A 19,284-nucleotide genomic window follows, 5' to 3' on the forward strand; every position below is an offset into this window, starting at 1 on the left:
GTAGGGGCATGATTTACATGCCCCTACAAATTATTCTGTATCTTTCATTATCTGTTGCATAACATCATCGATCTGCCGCAATATTGTGCGTTCGACCTGGGTTGGTTGCTCCTCTTGCTCAGTGAGCAGTTGTCGATAGTCGAGCAGTTGTCTGTAGATGGCGCGGAGCCTTGTTTGCCTTGCTTTCATTTGTGTTGATGGGCGCGTTCTGGTTTCGATGATTTTCTCTGGTTGTGGTGGCGGTGCAGGTTGAGAGATGGGTTGTGGGCTGACTTCTTTTAGTACCTGAATCCCGTGAGTTTCTGCTACTGATTGTGCTGCTGGCGGCGTTCGTTCTGCTGGTTCAACAATTGTTGCAGGCGGAGTGTGCTGTTCGGTTTTCTGGCGTTTGATCTCGTCAACATAGCCGGGAAGATCTTCGGTGGTCAATGTACGTTGCAGCAAACGTTCGATGATCGGGGCGCGCTCTGCCGGATCATCGATATCCAGCAGATAGATCACTGCTCGCATGCTGTTTGGTTTGGCAGTGATAAAGGCTTGAATGTCGGGAGGAGCGGAGGCGAGGCGCAGGCGATTTCTGACGTAGCCGCGATCTTTTTTGATGGCATTGGCGACTTCCACCTGCGTCAGGTTCATTTCGTCGATCATCAATTGAAACAGTTTGCCCTCTTCCAGTGGAGAGAGATCTTCGCGCTGAATGTTTTCTGTGGCGGCCAGAGTCGCCATCTCCTGATCGGACCAGGAATGCACAATGACGGGCAGCGTGTGCATGCCAGCTCTTTTCGCGGCGGCCCGGCGTCGGTGGCCTGCCGTAATCTGATAGGCTCCATCCGTCTGAGGATGTGGACGCGCTACGAGAACGCCCTGAAAGCCCTGACTGGCTATCGTGTCCGCCAGTTGTTGCAGATTCGTTTCATCCAGCGTTTGTCGAGGCTGATAGGGATTATCGTGTAAAAGATCAATGTCGATCTGTTCGGGCTGCTTTTCATGAATGAGTCGCTGCTGCTCTTCGTTCACGGGAGATGTGAAGATACTGGACGCCAATGTTTTCGATGTGGCTGTTCTGAGATAGCCAACATCGAGCATTGATTTTTTTACTTGTTTTGCCACGCATTTCTCCTGATCTATGGACGATCCAAACCTACTTATGCTCGTCTGCTGCTATGGCCTGGACGACGCGCTGTACTGCTTCATAGGCCGGGCCTTTGATAACCGCCAGGATTTCTGCTAGCAGCCGCCAGTAGTCTTTGGCATGTTCGCTATAGGGATCGCTCAGCACGACGACCGAGCGCTGATTGGCGGCGCGGGTAAAGGTGGCGCTCTGTTTCAATTCGGTCTGGAAGCAGGAGATATTCAGTTCTTTGGCAAGGTCGCCGCGTAACGTATCAATAATATCTTGATGTCCTTTATAACGTTGCACTTTGGTAAAGACCACTCCGGCTACCTTCAGCGTCGGGTTCAATGCATCGTCGCGCGCCTGTTGTATTACCTGTAAGAGGTCGCCCAATCCCTGAACGGATAGCACTTCGGGAATGAGGGGAATAATAATGGCTTGTGCGGCGCAGAGCGCATTCACGGTCAGGACACCGAGCGATGGATTGGTGTCAATGAGAATGTAATCGTAGTTGGCTTGCACCGGTTTGAGCGCTTTTTTGAGTAGGGTGGGCCAGGTCAGTTTGCCTCGTAGCTCACCGTCAGCAGCACTCGCCTTCATATTGATTGGGATAAGATCGGGGCCAGAGATGGGCTGATCGGTTTCTTCGGTGAGATCAGGGTCGAAAAACGCCAGGCTTTTCGGATCGACAAACGTTGGTAAGATCACATCCTTGAGTGGTTTACTGCCCAGCAGCACATCGTAGAGCGTATGCTCCAGCATGTTGCGCTCATAGCCAAAGGTAAAGGTTAGATGTCCCTGGGGATCGCCATCGATTGCCAGCACGCGGAAGCCCAACCGGGCAAGCATAACAGCAAGATTGGCTGTCGAAGTCGTTTTTGTGACGCCGCCTTTCTCGTTCACGGCGGCGAGGATGATAGGTTCTTTTTTCTGGCTCATACTCGGATCTCTCTCGCACGAATTCTCATTCTATGACACGCTCATTATCTATTAAGAACTCAAATAACCTACTCATCATAACATTCGCCAAACGACCTGACAACTCTGCCCATTGCGTATCCCCACTTTCTATACCATCTGCTGTCGCATATCAAGCAGGGAACGTTGAGTGGGTTCGCGCTTTTTATTGCCTCTCCCTGCACTCTCTTCAGGAGCCGGAAGGAGTTGCCGCCAGATACTCGCGAGCGGACCATGCGCGGCGACGCTGGCTACGATGGTCAGGCGTACAATCATGCCGGTTCCTGCCAGATGTTGCTGTACCAGTTCGGTGATTGCCGTTGCGCGTCGTGTATCGGTGGTGACGATTAACAGCATAGGCAAGGTTGATAGGCCAGCAGCAATCCATTCGCGCGAGCGTACAAAATGCGCATAGTTCTCTAACCTGCTAGCAAGATTGGGTTCATTCGCGGCAAGTCCATCCCACTCGACCCAGGCCGATAGTCGCCTCTGTCCCGCTTTGTCTGCCTTGTCTGTTTTGTACGACCTGTAGACAAAAGCGGCAGTTGGCCGAAGCGTATATCTGGTGCTGCGATAGGTGTAGCGATGCTCGCAATGGCCGCCCATCTCCCACCAGAGGGTGCCGTGCTCCTGCCCGTTTTCGCTGCCGGCATACATATCATCGGACAGGGCAGAAAAAAACGTGTAGGCCGCAAGCGTCTGGGGAAGCGAACGCTTGAGCCGAGCCAGGCCACGCTGAATGATGTCGCCTTGCTCTTCTTCCTGCTCTGGTGTTGCGATATCTTCCAGTGGTACATGACGCGAAGCTGCCAGAAAGCGCAGTCCACGTGGCGAGAGATGCCATCGCTCCTCCTGCTCAACGATATACTTGTCAACGCAGGAATAACGTCGTAGCTCATAGAGATAACGAATGATCGTTTCGTTTTGCAGGTTCAGAAACGCCGCCATCTCCTCAATGCTCAATAAGGGAGAGCGATAGAGCAGATGCAGCATCTCCACATGGCGCTGGGAAAAACACAGCCCCAGCAGCGAGACCGCCTCTTGCTCACCTTCTTCCAATTGAGGAGAGAAGCTCACCGTTCTGGCCCTTTGCATAAAAGCGCCTCGCACGAGGGGCTGATGCTGATCTGTTGGTATCGCTGGAGCGCTAAGAGGGCGCAGCAGGCCGGGCGGCAGCGCTTCTCGGGCTAACGGAAGGAAGAGATCGCGCAGGCGACAGGAGGCCGCGATAGACAATTTCTGCCAGGGTAGGGTCCAGACGTTTTCTAGCGATTGCTCTGACGGAACGACGGCGATAGCACCGATCAATGGTGCCACATGTAACGTGTTAGCAATACGCGTGGCCTGATGTTGCCATATCTCCTGCTGTCGTTGAGTGCGTGCCAGGACGATCAGTGGCGGAAACATGGGTACAGGAGCTTGCGGATATCCTCGCTCAACCTGAGCGCGATATCGGAGCGCGGCCTCCAATCTACGCCTGATCTGACGTACATTATCGTTGCTTGCCAGATCCGCATCGATAAACAGCAGGGCGCAATAGTCCTCGCCCTTTGCCGTTGTCTGTGCCTTACGATGAAAGTACAGAACCGCATCGGCCTCATAGTTCCAATGATGTTCGTGATCGAGAAAGGGGTAGCAATAATCGCGTCGCCAATGCCAGGCTAGCTCGGCGCGATGGCCGCCCGCGTGCGCTAGCATGCCGGGAGCCTGGGAGACCAGCCCATTGACCAGGTCTTGCAGGCGTAACAACGCTTGCAGACGAGGCAACAGGGGCAACAACGCCTGCTCATCGGCCCTCCAATAGGAGGCGAGAGAGGAGGCCAGCTCATAGATATCGGTGCTGGCGTCGGTACTGGTTTCCTCCTGATGGGCTGCGACCAGAATACCCTTTTGAGTGAGATGATAGAGGCGACAAGTGGTTTTCACACTTAATGAAGGTGTGATGTGTTCGACCAGCTTCTCTTCACCCAGACGAGCCAGATGGCGGTAAACCGTCTTCTCGCTCGTCTCCAGGGCCAGTGTAAGATCCTCCACGCGCTGAAATGGGTAGCGCAGCAGCCAGCGTATAATCTTGTGGCTCACTGATGAGCGCGCCGTTTCGTGTCGTGGACGAGGCGTGACCGTTGTCCTATTGCGCGTGATCATCTACTTCGCTCCGCTCCCGGCGTGTATTGAGATTTACCAGCTCGCGCTGATCGTTTGAACCATCATCGTCAAAGCCATCGCTGAAGGCCAGCGCCGTAGTTCCTCCGGTGCCGGTTTTCTTCGCCTTTTTGCCGCCGCGTCGCCCGCGACGCCCGCGACTGCGTGGCTGCTCTCCTCCCGGATTGTTGGTTGCTGCAAGAACAAGGTCTTCTGTTTCATTGGCCTGTGGCTCAGGTTGTGGAACGGGTGCAGCCGGAAGCGAGATCACAGCATCGGGCGGATTGATGGCTCCAGTGGGAACAGCGTTGCGGCGCTTCTTGCCTTTGGGCATTGGTGGTGGCGCGAGGCGCAGGCTACGGACCATTGCTTCACGCAGGCGCTCGTCAATCACATCGACCGAGCAGGTGTAGCGCACGCGGCAGCGTGCGCGAATGCTGTCTGCCATCGTTCCCGTTCCCGGCTCTGGCGGCGAGACGTTCAGCGAGAAGGTCGGCTGGCGGCGGCTTCCCGATGCCAGTTTGACGTAGCAGCTATACATGTTCAGGTTGGTGATATCTTCTTGCTCCACGCCCAACTCTTCACACAGCGTCTCCGCGTCCTGCGCGCTCATATGGAAGACAACCAGTTGCTTGACGTTTGCGAGCACCATTGGCAACAGGACCTCATCCAACTTTTGCAGATACTCCAGTGATTGGGTCGCCAGGAAGAAGGTTGCACCATATTTGCGTAGTTCGGCCAGCGCTCCATAATCGGCTCCGGCAATCGTCTGGAACTCGTCGATGATGATTGGCAAACGCACGCGCTCCTCCAGCGCTTTGCTGCCCTGTTCCTCCATCGTGAGCTGAATCAGGCCAAGCAACGTGGCGCCGACGATGGCGGCAACATCGGCACCGACAACGCCCTTTGCCAGCTTGAGCAGAATGATCTTCCGCTCGGCGACCAGTTGTGTGAAATTGACAGTGGAGACACTCTGCCCCAGGATGCGGCGAGCGATGATACCCTCGAATTTTGCCACTTTCGAGAGGACCGGGATCACCACGTCACGCTGTTGCATCAGGGTCATCGGCTCATAATATTCGCGCCACCAGCGATGCAGATAATCATCCTGAATCTGCTGAAGAATGGCGTGACAGAAGTTCTCGTTTGTCAGAATGGGCAACACGTCCAGAATGGTGTACTGCTGATGCGGCCCTTCCTGCGCATCCTGGGCGACCAGCACGCGATTCGCCTCGAAGAGCGTGCGCAACGCCATCTCAAACGCGTTCTCCATACGTGGTCCCCAGGCCTCTTCCCAGATCTTAGAGAGCGTTTTGAGCAGGTCCGAAATGGCCTTGTCGCGATTTCTTCCCAGCGTGATATCCAGTGGATTGATGCCGGTAGATGCAGTGGGGTCGGAGAGATCGATCAGCACAACATCGTCGGCCCTATCGTCTGGTACGGAACGTAGCGCATGTTCGCAGAGGTCCCCGTGTGGATCGATCAGGACCAGACCGCCCTGTGCCATTGCATCGCGGGCGATATGCTCCATAAAGGTACTTTTGCCTTCGCCGGATTTGCCGCCGATCAGAGTATGCAGGGTGAAGAATTGCGGATTGAGAGAGAAAGGAAGTTTGTAGCCGCCATGCTCCGAATAGCCTATGGGCGGGTATCCTTCCGATAAACGCGCCAGCTCAGGCGACATCAGCAGGGTGCGCGACCGACGCTGTTCCACCAGTGCCAGCTCAGGCAACACGCTCGACGAGGGCATGTGCCAGAGCGCCGCCAGCGCGTCAACGCCAATCAGGTGGCGCGATTTCGCCAGACCTTGATGCCAGCCATAACCGGGACGTTTGATCTCAGGGCTGATCAGGCGACGAGCCTCCGTAGCCTTTATCTGTTTGGGGAGAAAGTATGCACCGCTGGCGATGTGAAATTGGCGATAGGCGGCAATCAGGCGCAGCAGCACTTCCTGGCGCTCTTCGTTGTTCTGGCGCTCTGCCTGCAATTGTTGCCATGTCTGGCCAGCCCTTCTCCCCTCCACATAGCTCTCACCAGTTGGAATGCTCACAGAGCGTGTTGCAGGCCCGATCACATACAGGCGGATGCGGACACGATAGGCCATGCGCGACGTTTTCTCTGAGACCAGCTTGGTATCATACATCTCTCCTTGAAAGAGGCCACGTATGCGCTCGGTTGCAAGGAAGATCAAGCCACCGATGACCAGGACACCAACAAAGAACGCAAAAATCTGGAAGATCTGGCCGCCGCCAATGTTGGGATCTTGTCCCTGAAGCAATCTTTTGAACGCCTCACCAACCCAGGCTGGAATCCAGCGTTGCATCAGGGCAAGCAGAATGATCATGACGCCCAGGATCAGAACGACCGGCGTACTCAGGCTCTCCCAGGGTGATTTGCTCGCCGCCCAGTTGGTGGCCTGCGTTGCGTCGCGGGCATTGGCCGTATCGATCTGTGCCTTGCGTTTCTCGGGATCGAGCGCATCTTCAATCGATTTACGTAGATATGGCTTCGACCAGTTAGGGGGCGCGGGAACCAGCCCGATTTGAGTAACGGCGCGCATGCCATCGGGCAACTTGCTCAGGGCCGCCAGCAGGCCGAGGAGAGGATCAACTTCTCCCTGGGGCTTTTGTTTTGAGTCCTGCCACGAGCGTAACGGCATATATGGGGCCGCTCCTGCTACCAATTCGATCGCAGAGACATCTTCGTGGGACTGCAATAAAAAGGGGTCTTCATAGGCCCGCAGCGGCTCAACGCCAAGCTGCGGATATTGGGAGCGCAGCAGTGCCTCGACATGGTAGAGGGCCGTCTGGCTGGTAGCGCGTACAATAAAGCTGCGGCGCTCTGCTGTCCCTGCCAGCTCTAGCGCAACTGGATGCTTTTGGTCCAGCACCAGGCTTTGCATCGCGGCCTCAAGCGCTACCTCTTGATCCCGCTGTTTCTGGTTAGCTTTGCCCGATCTGTGTGGAGGAATGATATGCAGCGCCAGGGGTTGTGCAAACTCAGGCGGCTGGATCTCTGACCTCATATTTCTTATCGTTCTCATCACACTATCAGCAGCGCGAAAATCCCTTGCCACATCTGGGAAAAGGGGCGCGCCACCCTCCTTTTATTATGCGGGTGTTCTGCTTTACTCCAGGAGATTATTTCTGGTCAGGTGGGCAAGAAGCTTGAAGGCCGGTCACTACTACAACAGGCAGTTTCAACAGGTATTTACACTCACTATAAACGACACATTGATGAAAAGTACCTGCCTGGAGACCAGATTTTCCTTCATAGTTTGCCGCAAAAGAGTGGCAACATTTTTCTCGTCCAGCGAAGGTTTCTCTATTTTGTCCCTGTTTTCCACTGCCAGCATGCCTTTCTGTCTGTTATGCTTTCCCCAGGGTATTGCTTGAAGGCCGTTTCTCCGTGTGGAAATATCAATTGTTGAAATGATACCATTAGTTGCTCATGACTGATTATAACCGGGTATCTGATGTAGTTGTTCTGAGAACAGCAGGTACAATGCGACAAAAATTTGTCTATCTTTCTCCCGAAGATGTTCCTGCATTGCCTGCCGGATATTTTTTGGCGTTGAATGCAGATGAACGGATTGTCACCTTGTTGGGACATGGGCGCGTCTGTGCGCAGTGCCGTTTCTCTCGCAGCGCCTTCCGCCTGCTCTTCGTGCTGCTAAGAGCGCCGTATGGGGCCGATTACGCCGAACTGCTGGCCTGTTTGCGCTGTTCGGAGGCCATCTTCCGCAAACTGCTGATGGCACCTTCCTATGAACAGATGCTAGAGATCCTCGCTCCTCAAATTGCTCGCTGGCATAAACATCTTGAGCGCTGCTCCAACCAGGGACAGGATATGCTGGAGAAAGAACTCAAGATCGTGCGCCGGGCGGCAAAAGAGCGCCAGGGGGTAAATCCAGTCTTACGAAAAAATGGTTTTGCTCTGACAGTCCGGGCATTATATCGTAGGGGCTATCTGCTCACCCGCATTCCCCTTGCGCAACAGGCCGGATGATTTGAGGTTTTGACTATGGCGCAATTTCTAAATAACTACCAGCTTATTGCTCAGATTGGCAAGAGATCAGCGAGTAGTGTTCATCTTGCCCAGTCCCTTCTCGATCCTACCCTTGAGCCTGTCGTGGTGAAAATGTTCAATACCATTAACCTTGAACAGGAGCAGGAGCAAGAACATTTTTTGCAAGAAGTGAGTTATCTCAAGCAGTTGCGTCATCCTCATATCCTTTCTGTGCTGGATGGAGGGATAGAGCGTGGTCATCCCTGTCTCGTCAGCGCCTATGCTGCTCATGGATCGCTACGCAACCGCCTCTCCGCTCTGTCACTTGAGCTTGAGCATGCTATGCAGGTAATTGTGCATCTGGGCGAGGCGCTCTCCTATGCTCATGCCTGGAATATTCTGCATGCTCACCTCAAGCCTGAAAACGTGCTGTTGGGTATTGATGATGAGGTGCTGTTGGCAGATTTTACGCTCGAAAGTCTGGTCGAAGGCAACACGCCTGATACGCGCCCGGATTTGCGCACTGCCTGCTATATGGCTCCTGAACAATTTAGTGGGCAGACAAGCGAGGCTAGCGATCAGTATTCTCTGGCTTGTCTGGCCTATGAATTATTAACGGGGTCGCCACCTTTTACAGCTGCTGCTTATTCGACCTGGAAGCTCAAACACACTTCAGAAGAACCCGTGCCGTTGCGCGTCCATAATCGCGCCATTCCAGTTGCTGTGGAAACTGCCATACTCAAAGGGCTTGCCAAAGATCCCGCAGAGCGCCATGCTAGCATCGAGGCATTTGTAGAGGTGCTGAACGGCGCACTGGTCAATATCGCGATGGCTACCGATGATACCGTAATTTTGCCCGTCTCTCCTGCTCCTAAAAGTGTTTTTCCCTACCTGGATCTCATCAAAAGCTATGCGCTTTTGTTTGGAGCAAAAATTAAGCAACTGGTTCGGCCACTTGGAGCAAAGATCAAGCAGGCGCTTCGGCCACTTGGAAAAAGCAAGTTAGCGAGGCGTATCAGAACGGGCCTGCTCATTGCCGGTCTGTCTGTGCTGGGCATCGGGCTGGTTTCGCAATTTGTAGTTGCCCAATATACCCCGGCCGAAGCCAGCCACGTCTCTTCTCACATAACGCCAACCGCTACTACCGTGACGATTATCGACCCGACCGTCTCTTCCAAACCAACGGAAGAGGCTCCCACCGTTACCGTGATCCCTATCACGCCTGTTGCGTCGTCTGGGGATAGCATTCTTGCTATCATCCCAACGCCAACGCCAACTCCGATCCCAACGCCAACTCCGATCCCAACGCCAACTCCGATCCCAACGCCAATACCAGCATTAACCCTAACCCCAGCATCAACACCCACCTTAGTTGCGACACCCACCGCTATTCCAACCGCCCCTCTCGCTACACCTGCGCCAGCGATACCAGTTTCGACCCCGCCCGCTACGTCAGTTCCTACCGCGACGCCTGTTCCTGTCGTTGTGGTGCCAACGCCAACGCCCAGACCTGCACCAACACCCAAACCCACACCAACACCCAAACCAGCACCAACACCCAAACCCACACCAACGCCCAAACCCACACCAACACCCAAACCCACACCAACACCGACCCCAACAGAGGCTCCGGCATCTACTCAAGAGCCAACGCCTACAACCGCTCCTACGCAGGCAGCAACGGCGACATCCTCTTCGAACGGGAATGGGAATGAGAAGTCAGCAAATGGGAAGTCAGCAAATGGGAAGTCAGCAAATGGGAAGTCGGTCAATACCTGTTGCGTGCTTCTTCTTTGTCTCCCCTGCTCATCGTCGAAAAAATGATGCAGTTGAAAAAGTTATGGTAGTAATCTCCTATGATATTGTAGTCATGGATAATAGGTGTACCTGGTAGATGGAGCGGCGAAAGTCACCCGAATATGGCAGGGGCGATAGCTGATCCTCGCCTGGCTTCTCATACGCCACGGTGGGGTCACGGGGCAAGGACCAGCTATCGCCCCTGCCATATTCGGGGAAACCCGGAGAATGTTTCCCATCCGTAGCGCCAAGCGTGAGGCTTCCACCAAACTCCCATTGTTTCTATGAGAGACCGGGCATTCTTTGTTTCCTCACCTTTTCCCATTTAATTGCCTGTATGCACCAATTATCGCGGGGGAGATCGTACGACGCTATCGGGTCACATGCGGAAAAGAGGCGATGTCTCGCCTGATCGGGGATGGCAATTGCATTGCGCCCGTCGTATCGCTACGACCAGAGCGATCACAGAACTATAGCCTGATAGATGGACGGGTATATGTCCTGTTGTACTGATCTAAAAGGTTTTTAAGCTTGCCTGTGGTGTATCGAATGAGGGGGTGCGGCGCCTGCCTGCACCGCGCCCCCTCATTCGGCCGAGCCTTAGCCCCTCTTCACGAACCGCTTGAGAGCGAGGCGCGTGCCCTCTTCACCGCTCGGTTCGCGCGAGGTGATGGCCGGGACGAGCAACCAGAGGGTGTTCGAGACCCCCTCTTTGCCGTACACAGCCAGCGCTGGAGCGACCCCCATTGCGCTCAACCACTGGCTGGTGGCGAAGCTGGCCCCGTAGATGATGGCGGCGATCAGCGTACCGTTCAAGGTAGCCCTGGAGGTCACGAAAATCAGGGCCACGCGTGCTATCCGCGTCTCCAGCTTTGTTCGCGTAGCGGCCCGCATGTATTCCTGGTATTCCGGAATGGCACGGCGCAGGCGGCACAGCACCGTGATGCACAGGATGACCAGCGAGTTCAGGCTCGACAGCACGATGGTCGCGTTCAGGTGTGAGCCGTCCTCCTGGTGCAGCAACACCGGGAGGTACGCTATTACGCCGTGAGTGATGAGGAGGGTCAGCAGCATCACGGACAGCGCCACGCTGAACGTTCCCACGATGGGATGCAGTATGACGCGCTGGACGCGGGAGATCTTCTGTACCGCCGCTGCCAGCTTTGCGCTCGCGTTGCTGCTCACGCGCCCGGCCAGCTTCCACTGCAAGATGAAGCCGAAGGGGGCGTAGGCGAGCGAGGTGATGTAGTAGGCGGTGTTCAGCCTTCCGCCGTACCACGCCTGGGTTGTGATGCCGCCGATCCAGTAGGCGAAGAACGCCGCCAGAGGCACCCACAGGAAGTAGAGCGCCTTTATGTGGTCGCGCCAATCGTTGTGGCGCAGCTTCTTTTGCCCGACCGCCGCCGCCGTCCAGGTTGCCGGGACAGCGAAGCCGGCTAGGACCAGCGAAGCGATGAGCGCGTTCTTCGAGGGAGACTGCGGGACGGCCCACGCGACGAACAGGGCCATGATGTGCACGCCGCACATGAGTCGGATCGCCCAGCGCTGGACGATGTTGTCCAGCTGGCCGTTGATGGCCCCGGACGTTTCCCTGGCGGCCTGGCATATTTGCTTGAACGGGCTGATGAACGGGAGGAGGTTCATCGTTGCTCCAATCGGTTGAAGGAGGTTGATTGGTGCGTTCGAGGCAGGAGGATAAACACAAAACTACCCTGCTCCACTTGCCTCTGCATGGAGATATGATAAGAAATGGGAGAAGGTCAACAGGTTTCCCTGCCCTGATTCTCGCTCTGGTAGGCAATTACAGCTTTACCATGCTGAGCGCTGTGATCGGCTCCTTTTGGCTTGACGGTGGATGAGCAGGATCAATAAACCCAACGGCCCGATTGTAACGGCGGAGGGCGTTTCGCCTAACATAAGTAGTCGATCGACTAACTTATGCATGCTTCTTATTTTTATCTGTACCATGCTTTTTACCAAAAAGCAACCCTTGCTTGCTATAGATCAGCCTGTGGAGCGCTTTTAATCATTATAACTCTTAAATATCATATATATTCGTTATGGGAATGAATAATGGTTGCATAGCGCCAAATTGGTGCGGAAATGAAAAAATTGCACCTGATTTGCATAAGTATAATGTGCAAGCGGTTGTAGTCGAGCGATTTATCGCGAGGAGGGCGATTGTTGCGCTATCTCCCCCGCGATAAATCGCTCGACTACAACCGCTTGCACATTACCGGTTTATTGGTTCAAATTCATTATAGTGAAGGAGGTGTTGTGGTGTTCGATTCTGTTCAGAGGATCTCAATCAGCAGGCCTTCGTTGCCGCGAAGATAAAGCTCTGCCAGATCTCTCGTGCCTTCAAAATCCATGTAGGTTGTCAGCAGCACCCGGCCTTTCCCAGTAAGGCTCAGGACCTGCTTTTCGTCGGACAAATTCAAGACCACCAGATAGCGCTCTTTCTGATACCCACGCTGATACACAAAACATGAGGGGTTATCCTGCTCTATCGACTGATAAGAACCCAGTTTGAGCGCTGGCAGCAGGCGTCGTAGTTCTATCAGCGTTCTCGTGAACATAAGAAACGAGCGTATGTTTTTGCGTGATACGGAGACATTGTTGGTCCGGTAATCCTCCGATACTGGCAGCCAGGGCGTTACATGGGATGAGCTGAAGCCTGCATTCGCGCTTGTATCCCATTGCATCGGTGTGCGTGCATGGTCGCGACTCAGTGCTGGATACTCTTTGCCCTGTGGATCATGGATCATCTCAAGAGGCACGAGAACGTTTTCCATGCCTAGCTCGTCGCCATAGTAGCAGGTTGGGGTGCCACGCAAGGTCAGCAGCAGCATCTGGGCCACACGCGCCTGGGCTTTCCCAATCCGCGTAGCGATGCGTGGACGATCATGGTTGCTCAATACCCAGTTCGGCCAGGCACCAGCCGGGAGCAGACTCTCATAGGTATCAATTACCTGACGCAGTATTGCTGCCTCCCAGCCCGGAAGCGAAAACAATTGAAAATTGAACGGCAGATGTGCCTCATCGAGCGACTCGCCATAGTAATGGACCAGTCGTTCAATCGGGAGATAGATCTCGCCGATAAGCACGCGCTCTCCATAGGTATCCAGCACACTGCGCATCTCGCGCACGATTGCATGGACGCCGGGCTGATCTTCGTTGTAGAGTCTGAACTGGCGTTGTTCGGGCAGATCGCCGGGCCTCCAATCGGGATTGATCGGGTTATCGCGTAACTGCTCATCCTTCATCAACAACCAGAGCACATCGACGCGGAAGCCATCAATGCCACGATCCAGCCAGAAGCGCAGGACATCATACATTGCCTGACGAACCTGTGGATTGTGCCAGTTGAGATCGGGCTGTTTGACATCAAACATATGCAGGTAGTATTGGCCTGTCTGCGCATCAAGTTCCCAGGCCGAACCGCCGAAAAAACTGGTCCAGTTATTGGGAGGGCCGCCATCAGGTGCTGGATCGTGCCAGATGTACCAGTCTCGTTTCTCGTTCTCGCGGCTGCTGCGAGACTCCTGGAACCAGGGATGTTCATCCGAGGTATGATTTGGCACAAAGTCCAGTACCAGCTTTAGCCCACGCCTGTGTGCCTGTTCCACCAGTACATCCAGTTCCTGGAGCGTCCCAAAGAGTGGATCGATATCGCAGTAGTTGCTGATATCGTAGCCAAAGTCCGCCATAGGAGAGGGAAAGATAGGCGAGAGCCAGAGAATATCGACTCCCAGCCATTGCAAATAGTCGAGCTTTTTGGTAATGCCCGGTAGATCGCCGATCCCGTCTCCATTTGTGTCCAGGAAACTTCTTGGATATATCTGATAGATTACGCCGGTTTGCCACCATGACGGCTGCATGTATTTTCCTCCATCCGAATGAATCGTTTTAGCCTTTGACTGCTCCCGCTGTGAGTCCTGCCACAATGCGACGTTGGAGCAGCAATACCATCAGCACCAGAGGGACAGTGACGATGATCGAAGCCGCCGCCAGTTGCCCGTAAGCGATGACATGTTCTGAACTGAAATGGGTGATGCCAACTGTGACCGGTTGCGCCCGTTCGTCGCTCGTCAGCGTAAAGCCGAAGAGAAAGTCATTCCATACTGCAATAAAGGAGAGGATCATGACCGAGAACACTCCAGGAGCAGCCAGGGGAATCAGTATCTCCCAGAGTGTGCGCAGGCGCGATGCCCCATCGACACGGGCCGCCTCTTCCAGATCTATCGGCATCTCACGGAAAAATGAGTTCAAAAACCAGATCGTCAGCGGAAGCGTCAGCAGGAGATCAGGAATGATCAGAGCCATGTAGGTATTGTAGATGTAGAGCGAACTGGTAAAAAGCACAAAAAGCGGACCCACCATAGCGATAAATGGGAACATATTCACCGAAAGCACTGTGCTAAGTACCACAGTTTTTCCCAGAAAGCGCGTACGTGCCAGAGCATACGAGCATAAGATGCCGAAAAGTAGCGAGATCAGTGTGGTAAGTAGCGCGATCACGGCGCTATTTTTGAGCGTTGGCAGGAAGAACGCTGAATTGATCACCTGCACGTAATTGCTCAGATCAAAGCTATGTGGGAAAAGCGTCGGTGGAGAAACAAACATCTCCACGCCATTTTTGACCGAGGTAATAAAGGTCCAGTAGAGCGGAGCCAGCGCCAGAAACACGACGAAAAAGACCGCGATATAGTGTCCGATTGTTCCTAGCCATTCCTTTTGGCGGTCGTTGCTCTCGTTTTTTGCAGCCTTCTTCTGCTCAACGCGGGCGGTTCGCTGTTGTACAACCATGCCACCTTCTCCTTTGCTATGCCTGCTGTAACGTGTCGCGCATAGCCGCAACGACCAGCAAGCTGATAATCAAGCCGAAAAGAAACACTACGACGGCGGCAGCAACACCGGGAGCAAAATCGCCAGGCGTGCCCGCGAACATTTTGATATTGGCGTACGAGGCCATAGAGGGCGTGGCCTGTCCACCAAAGACATAGAACAGGTCAAAGACGCGGATGGCATCTAAAGAGCGGAAAAGGAAGGTGATCAATAGTTGAGCCTTGATAAGAGGAATTGTAACGTGCCAGAACTTTTGCCAGCGCGAGCCACCATCGATACTGACCGCTTCATAGAGTTCCGCAGGGATCACCTGAAGGCCCGCGAGCAGCAGCAGCGCGGCAAACGGCGTGGTCTTCCAGATATCGGTAATCAGCGCGGCAACAATGACGCCCCCTGTGCTGCCCAGCAAGGTATCGCCTGGAGCTAACAGATGTAACCATTGGAGAATGGTGGTCACAATACCCACCTGATCGTTATACATCAGGAGCCACATCTGAGCCGAGACAACGGTGGGAAAGGCCCAGGGCACCAGGATCGAGGCGCGCACCAGTCCGCGTCCCCGGAAATTTTTATGCAACAATAATGCAACGCCCAGACCCAGCAGCATCTCCAGGATGACGCTGAAGACGGTGAAAATCAGGGTGGTACGAACAGCGCTCTGGAAGACTGGATCACCCAGCACCCGGGTATAGTTTGCCAATCCCACGAATTGAGGGCTGGCAATCAAGGGATTATCTACGGTGCTAATCGAGAGCGAATTGAGCATAGGGTAGACGCCGATAGCCAGAATCACCAGCATCGTTGGCAGAACCAGAAAATAGGGCATAAAGCCACCGCGTGCCTGGATGCGTTCTAGCAGCGTCAGCCCGTCATTTGAGGGCTTTTGAATGCTTTGTGTTGCCATACAACTATCTCTTTTCTCTTCTTGCAAGGCCGCGAGAGGCCATGCGAGGTCAAATCCTATGAGAAGAGAAGTGTGGGGAAGCAAGCCTCCTCACACTTCCATAATCAGCGGTTTATTTTTTGATGGCCGCCTGAAGATCTTTTTCGAGATTGCTCAATGCAGCAGAGACGCTGACCTGCTTCTTCAACGCCTGATAGACGTTGCGCTGAATAACGTCGGAGACATCGCTGTATTGCGGCGAAACCGGGCGTGGCAGGGCGTTTTTGAGAATTGGTCCCAGCTTGCTAAATAGCGGCTGCTTGGCCAGCACATCGCTGTCGCTATAGATGCTTTGCAATGCTCCAGTCAGGGAGGCGTTGAGGGCCAGTTTCTTCTGTGCTTCCGGTTGCAGCATAAACTTGATAAACTCCCAGCAGGCATCGGCGTTTTTAGAATAGGCATTGGTCGCCAGGTTCCAGCCACCAATCGTGGAATGTCCTACTGTGCCGCTTCCTCCATAGGGCAACGAGGTAATGTCAAATTTATCCGCGACCTTCGACTGTTTGGGATCGTTGCCCAATGCATAAGCATATGGCCAGTTGCGCATAAAGGCTGCATCGCCGTTTTGCCAGACGGTACGAGCCGGCTCTTCCTTATAGGTAGTCACAGCTGGCGGAGAGATCGTCCCGATCCAACTTACCATCTCAGTGAGCGCCTGATTCGCTTCGGGGCTGTTGACTGTAACCTTCGTCGAATCGTTGGGGTCGAGAATGGAGCCGTTGTAGCCGTAGAGTACCTCGACAAAGTCGCAGACCAATCCCTCATACTGTGCACCCTGCCAGACGTAGCCATATTTGATTTTCGAGGGCGACGCAGCTTTGGCAGATTTGACCAGATCGTCCCAGGTTGCCGGTGCTTGTGAGATCAAATCCTTGCGATAGTACATTACGCCCAGATCAGTACGCAGCGGTGCCGCCCACAACTTGCCCTGGTAGGTGCAGCCCTGGATTGGACCCGGCAGATACTTCTCGCGCTCGGATGTCGGCCACTGCGCCTCTGTGATCGGTACTGTCCACTGGCTGGCCGCAAACTGAGCAGGGTAGACGATATCGATGGACATCACATCAGCACTGGCACTACGGGCGCGCAGCATATTATTGTAGCGTGCCAGCAAATCGTCGGTGCTGACGACCTGCTGCGAGGTAACGTGAATACCTTTCTGCTTCCCGATCGACTGATTGAACTCGTTGACCAGCGCGACGTAGGTGCCGGTAGCATCCTGCTCACTCAGCCAGACGAGGCTTGTCGAACTTCCTGTGCCGCCGGTGCTATTGCTGCTACCTCCGCAGGCTTCCAACAACGATAGTGCGGCAGCGCTGCTCAGGCCCACAGCTCCAACCCGCTCTAGAAAGGTGCGGCGGTTGATGCGCCCGTTGCGGATCTTACGAATACTCTCTTCCATTTCTGTGCGTTGCTCGGAAAACATAATGATCCCCTTTCAAAAAATGACATAAAGAAAATAGATATCTATTTCTGGAAGAGCATATGATCAGCTCTTGTATTTTCACACATGCGCTTGGTAGGATACACTGTCATCCGCAGGTCCTTACTTAGGCGTTCGACAAAAGCATCATCATATATTCCACCAGCTCACGAACACTCCAGTCGTGTGTATAGAGTGTTATCGCTAGAGCTAAAAGATGCTGGATAGCAGTTCTTCCTGATCAAAAACTGGTCATCATGCTAACCAGGGAAACTGTCAAGCCATCGTGTGACTTGCTGCGCCTCGATATATCAATGTGTCGATTATAGGTGAGCCGTGTAAATGGTGTGAGGTCTTGTGTGAGTCCAGCAAGGTTTGCGCCGAAAAAAGGTACGCCTTGAGCAGTACAAGCATTATCACTGATCGCGTGGTAATGGCACGAAGATGAAAAAGAATGTATTTGCGTTGTTGTCTCATGCTCCGTTTCCTCCTTGAAAGAGAGTCTGTGAAAAATTAGCCGCCTTCGATCTAACAGGTTCCAGGCGAAAAGGAATGCTATGCTACTGGATCGAGCTTCTCTATACGTCGAGAAGTCATGTCCTCAGTTCGTCCGTTCTTTTAAGTTCGGACCTGGATGGAAGAACAAAGTTGTATCGAAAAACTAAGCGTCTCAGGCTGAATTGCGCACGATTAAATCTGGCTCGACGAGGAATTGTTCTGGACCAAGCTGCGTGACTGGGAAGGTCGGATCTTCTAGCTGTTTCAGGGGTGCGGCCTCCTGTTTCAGAATGCTGACCAGCAGTTCCAGAGCCAGTTTTGAGAGTACATTTGTTGGCTGACGTACGGTTGTGAGTGCGGGATCGACAAAGGCCGCAAAAGAAAGATTATCGAAACTGGCAACCGCGATCTGTCCCGGTTCCTTCCCTATTGCTTTGCCCTGCGCTCGTAAGGCTGAGAGTACGTATAATGCCAGCCAGTCATTGCTGGTGACAATCGCGGTGGGTGCCTCTTCCTCTGGAAGAGCAAGCACGCGCTCTACCGCTTGAAACGTATCCTGCTGGTTTTGCAGACCCATGATTATCAGATGTGGGTCTTCTACCAACCCATAGGATTGCAACGCTTCCAGATATCCACTCTTGCGGAAATAGACATAGGACGCCTCTAAAGGCTTGCTCAGGTATGCGATCCGTCTGTGTCCCTGTTCGTATAAGTAACTGACCAGTTTGTGAATACCTGCCCGGCTATCGACATCGATAAAAGGATAGGAAAGATCGGTTTCGTCTAATTTGCGGCCAAAGGCCACAAAAGGCATACCGATCTCCTGAAGCAAAGAAATCCGCGGGTCTTCGGGCTGAACGTGTGCCAGAATAACCCCATCGGCTCTGCTGGAGTTGGTCAGCTTGCGATACATTTCAGACATGCTTTGTTCCGGGTATGGCAGGGTTACAAGCAAGCTGAGATTGTGTTCAAAGCAGTCAACGGCCAGCATCCCAATAAATTCCTTTACAAAAGGCTCTGACTCAGACTCAATATAAAGGTACGGGGCAAAAGCAATGGTATCGGTTCTTTTTCCGCGCAGATTGCGTGCCGCTGCGTTGGCGTGATAGCCCAGCTCTCTCGCAACGCGCACAATCCGTTGGCGTGTCTTCTCGCTGACATCACCATATCCATTGAGCGCACGTGAAACAGTGGTGATCGAAACCCCTGCTGCTTTCGCAACATCATGGATGGTGTGCATATATCTGGCGCTTCCTCCTTTCTTTTACGTGGATGGTTTCGCACCATCCGAAACGTTTTGGATATGAATAAGTATATATCCAAAACGTTTCGGATGTCAACCGTTTTGCTAACCAGATTCAAAAATGGACCTATTGAGGGACAATGCTTTATATAAATGATTAAATGATGTCTGGTCATCATGACGAAGCGGATATAAAAAAAGGGGCGAACAATAATAGAGAGGAAGAGGGGCTTTAATTGTCTGTGTTTTTGTTTCCAGGACTTGCGACCACCCGTGCCCCGGTGGATGTGGCGCGTCCACCGGGGCACGGG

12 protein-coding genes are annotated in these 19,284 nt (G+C 53.6%); 2 read left to right on the top strand and 10 right to left on the bottom strand.

Annotation, left to right across the window (positions count from 1 at the left end; translation table 11 throughout):
• Nucleotides 1-30 precede the first annotated feature (30 nt).
• The 4 genes from K3T83_RS18150 to K3T83_RS18165 all read right to left on the bottom strand — a co-directional run bounded on the left by K3T83_RS18150 (nucleotide 31) and on the right by K3T83_RS18165 (nucleotide 7,238).
• On the bottom strand, nucleotides 31-1,110 hold the full coding sequence (locus K3T83_RS18150) for a ParB/RepB/Spo0J family partition protein (protein WP_220204366.1): 1,080 nt from the start codon (nucleotides 1,108-1,110) through the stop codon (nucleotides 31-33).
• 31 nt (nucleotides 1,111-1,141) lie between these two features.
• Complete coding sequence (locus K3T83_RS18155; protein ID WP_220204367.1) at nucleotides 1,142-2,053, bottom strand: ParA family protein; 912 nt, start codon at nucleotides 2,051-2,053, stop codon at nucleotides 1,142-1,144.
• 129 nt (nucleotides 2,054-2,182) lie between these two features.
• Complete coding sequence (locus K3T83_RS18160) at nucleotides 2,183-4,216, bottom strand: replication-relaxation family protein (protein ID WP_220204368.1); 2,034 nt, start codon at nucleotides 4,214-4,216, stop codon at nucleotides 2,183-2,185.
• Nucleotides 4,200-7,238: a type IV secretory system conjugative DNA transfer family protein gene (locus K3T83_RS18165; RefSeq protein ID WP_220204369.1), complete on the bottom strand. Its 3,039-nt coding sequence runs from the start codon at nucleotides 7,236-7,238 to the stop codon at nucleotides 4,200-4,202. The genes K3T83_RS18160 and K3T83_RS18165 overlap by 17 nt, the downstream gene beginning before the upstream one ends.
• 479 nt (nucleotides 7,239-7,717) lie before the next feature.
• On the opposite strand from K3T83_RS18165, the gene K3T83_RS18170 reads away from it, so the two are divergent.
• Nucleotides 7,718-8,221 (top strand): hypothetical protein, encoded by a 504-nt coding sequence (locus K3T83_RS18170; RefSeq protein ID WP_220204370.1) that lies wholly within the window; start codon nucleotides 7,718-7,720, stop codon nucleotides 8,219-8,221.
• 15 nt (nucleotides 8,222-8,236) lie between these two features.
• The gene (locus K3T83_RS18175; RefSeq protein ID WP_220204371.1) at nucleotides 8,237-10,045 is read left to right on the top strand and encodes a serine/threonine protein kinase; all 1,809 of its coding nucleotides are present in this window, start codon (nucleotides 8,237-8,239) and stop codon (nucleotides 10,043-10,045) included.
• 573 nt (nucleotides 10,046-10,618) lie between these two features.
• Here the strand turns inward: K3T83_RS18175 and K3T83_RS18180 are convergent.
• The 6 genes from K3T83_RS18180 to K3T83_RS18205 form a co-directional block, all read right to left on the bottom strand.
• Entirely contained in the window at nucleotides 10,619-11,662 is a 1,044-nt protein-coding gene (locus K3T83_RS18180; RefSeq protein ID WP_220204372.1) for a hypothetical protein, read from the bottom strand.
• Between the two features lie 650 nt (nucleotides 11,663-12,312).
• Entirely contained in the window at nucleotides 12,313-13,899 is a 1,587-nt protein-coding gene (locus tag K3T83_RS18185) for an alpha-amylase family glycosyl hydrolase (RefSeq protein WP_220204373.1), read from the bottom strand.
• 28 nt (nucleotides 13,900-13,927) lie between these two features.
• Nucleotides 13,928-14,827, bottom strand: a complete 900-nt coding sequence (locus tag K3T83_RS18190) for a carbohydrate ABC transporter permease (RefSeq protein WP_220204374.1) — start codon at nucleotides 14,825-14,827, stop codon at nucleotides 13,928-13,930.
• 16 nt (nucleotides 14,828-14,843) lie between these two features.
• Nucleotides 14,844-15,770 (bottom strand): carbohydrate ABC transporter permease, encoded by a 927-nt coding sequence (locus K3T83_RS18195; RefSeq protein WP_220204375.1) that lies wholly within the window; start codon nucleotides 15,768-15,770, stop codon nucleotides 14,844-14,846.
• 112 nt (nucleotides 15,771-15,882) lie between these two features.
• On the bottom strand, nucleotides 15,883-17,235 hold the full coding sequence (locus K3T83_RS18200) for an ABC transporter substrate-binding protein (RefSeq protein WP_220204376.1): 1,353 nt from the start codon (nucleotides 17,233-17,235) through the stop codon (nucleotides 15,883-15,885).
• A 667-nt stretch (nucleotides 17,236-17,902) separates the two neighbouring features.
• The gene (locus K3T83_RS18205) at nucleotides 17,903-18,970 is read right to left on the bottom strand and encodes a LacI family DNA-binding transcriptional regulator (RefSeq protein ID WP_220204377.1); all 1,068 of its coding nucleotides are present in this window, start codon (nucleotides 18,968-18,970) and stop codon (nucleotides 17,903-17,905) included.
• Nucleotides 18,971-19,284: the final 314 nt, after the last annotated feature.

This window comes from Reticulibacter mediterranei, assembly GCF_016587455.1.

Excerpts from the sequence above, each read along its gene's own strand:
- K3T83_RS18155 (WP_220204367.1), bottom strand. The coding sequence starts at position 2,053 with ATGAGCCAGAAAAAAGAACCTATCATCCTCGCCGCCGTGAACGAGAAA.
- K3T83_RS18160 (WP_220204368.1), bottom strand. The coding sequence starts at position 4,216 with ATGATCACGCGCAATAGGACAACGGTCACGCCTCGTCCACGACACGAA.
- K3T83_RS18165 (WP_220204369.1), bottom strand. The coding sequence starts at position 7,238 with ATGAGGTCAGAGATCCAGCCGCCTGAGTTTGCACAACCCCTGGCGCTG.
- K3T83_RS18170 (WP_220204370.1), top strand. The coding sequence starts at position 7,718 with ATGCGACAAAAATTTGTCTATCTTTCTCCCGAAGATGTTCCTGCATTG.
- K3T83_RS18175 (WP_220204371.1), top strand. The coding sequence starts at position 8,237 with ATGGCGCAATTTCTAAATAACTACCAGCTTATTGCTCAGATTGGCAAG.
- K3T83_RS18180 (WP_220204372.1), bottom strand. The coding sequence starts at position 11,662 with ATGAACCTCCTCCCGTTCATCAGCCCGTTCAAGCAAATATGCCAGGCC.
- K3T83_RS18185 (WP_220204373.1), bottom strand. The coding sequence starts at position 13,899 with ATGCAGCCGTCATGGTGGCAAACCGGCGTAATCTATCAGATATATCCA.
- K3T83_RS18190 (WP_220204374.1), bottom strand. The coding sequence starts at position 14,827 with ATGGTTGTACAACAGCGAACCGCCCGCGTTGAGCAGAAGAAGGCTGCA.
- K3T83_RS18195 (WP_220204375.1), bottom strand. The coding sequence starts at position 15,770 with ATGGCAACACAAAGCATTCAAAAGCCCTCAAATGACGGGCTGACGCTG.
- K3T83_RS18200 (WP_220204376.1), bottom strand. The coding sequence starts at position 17,235 with ATGTTTTCCGAGCAACGCACAGAAATGGAAGAGAGTATTCGTAAGATC.
- K3T83_RS18205 (WP_220204377.1), bottom strand. The coding sequence starts at position 18,970 with ATGCACACCATCCATGATGTTGCGAAAGCAGCAGGGGTTTCGATCACC.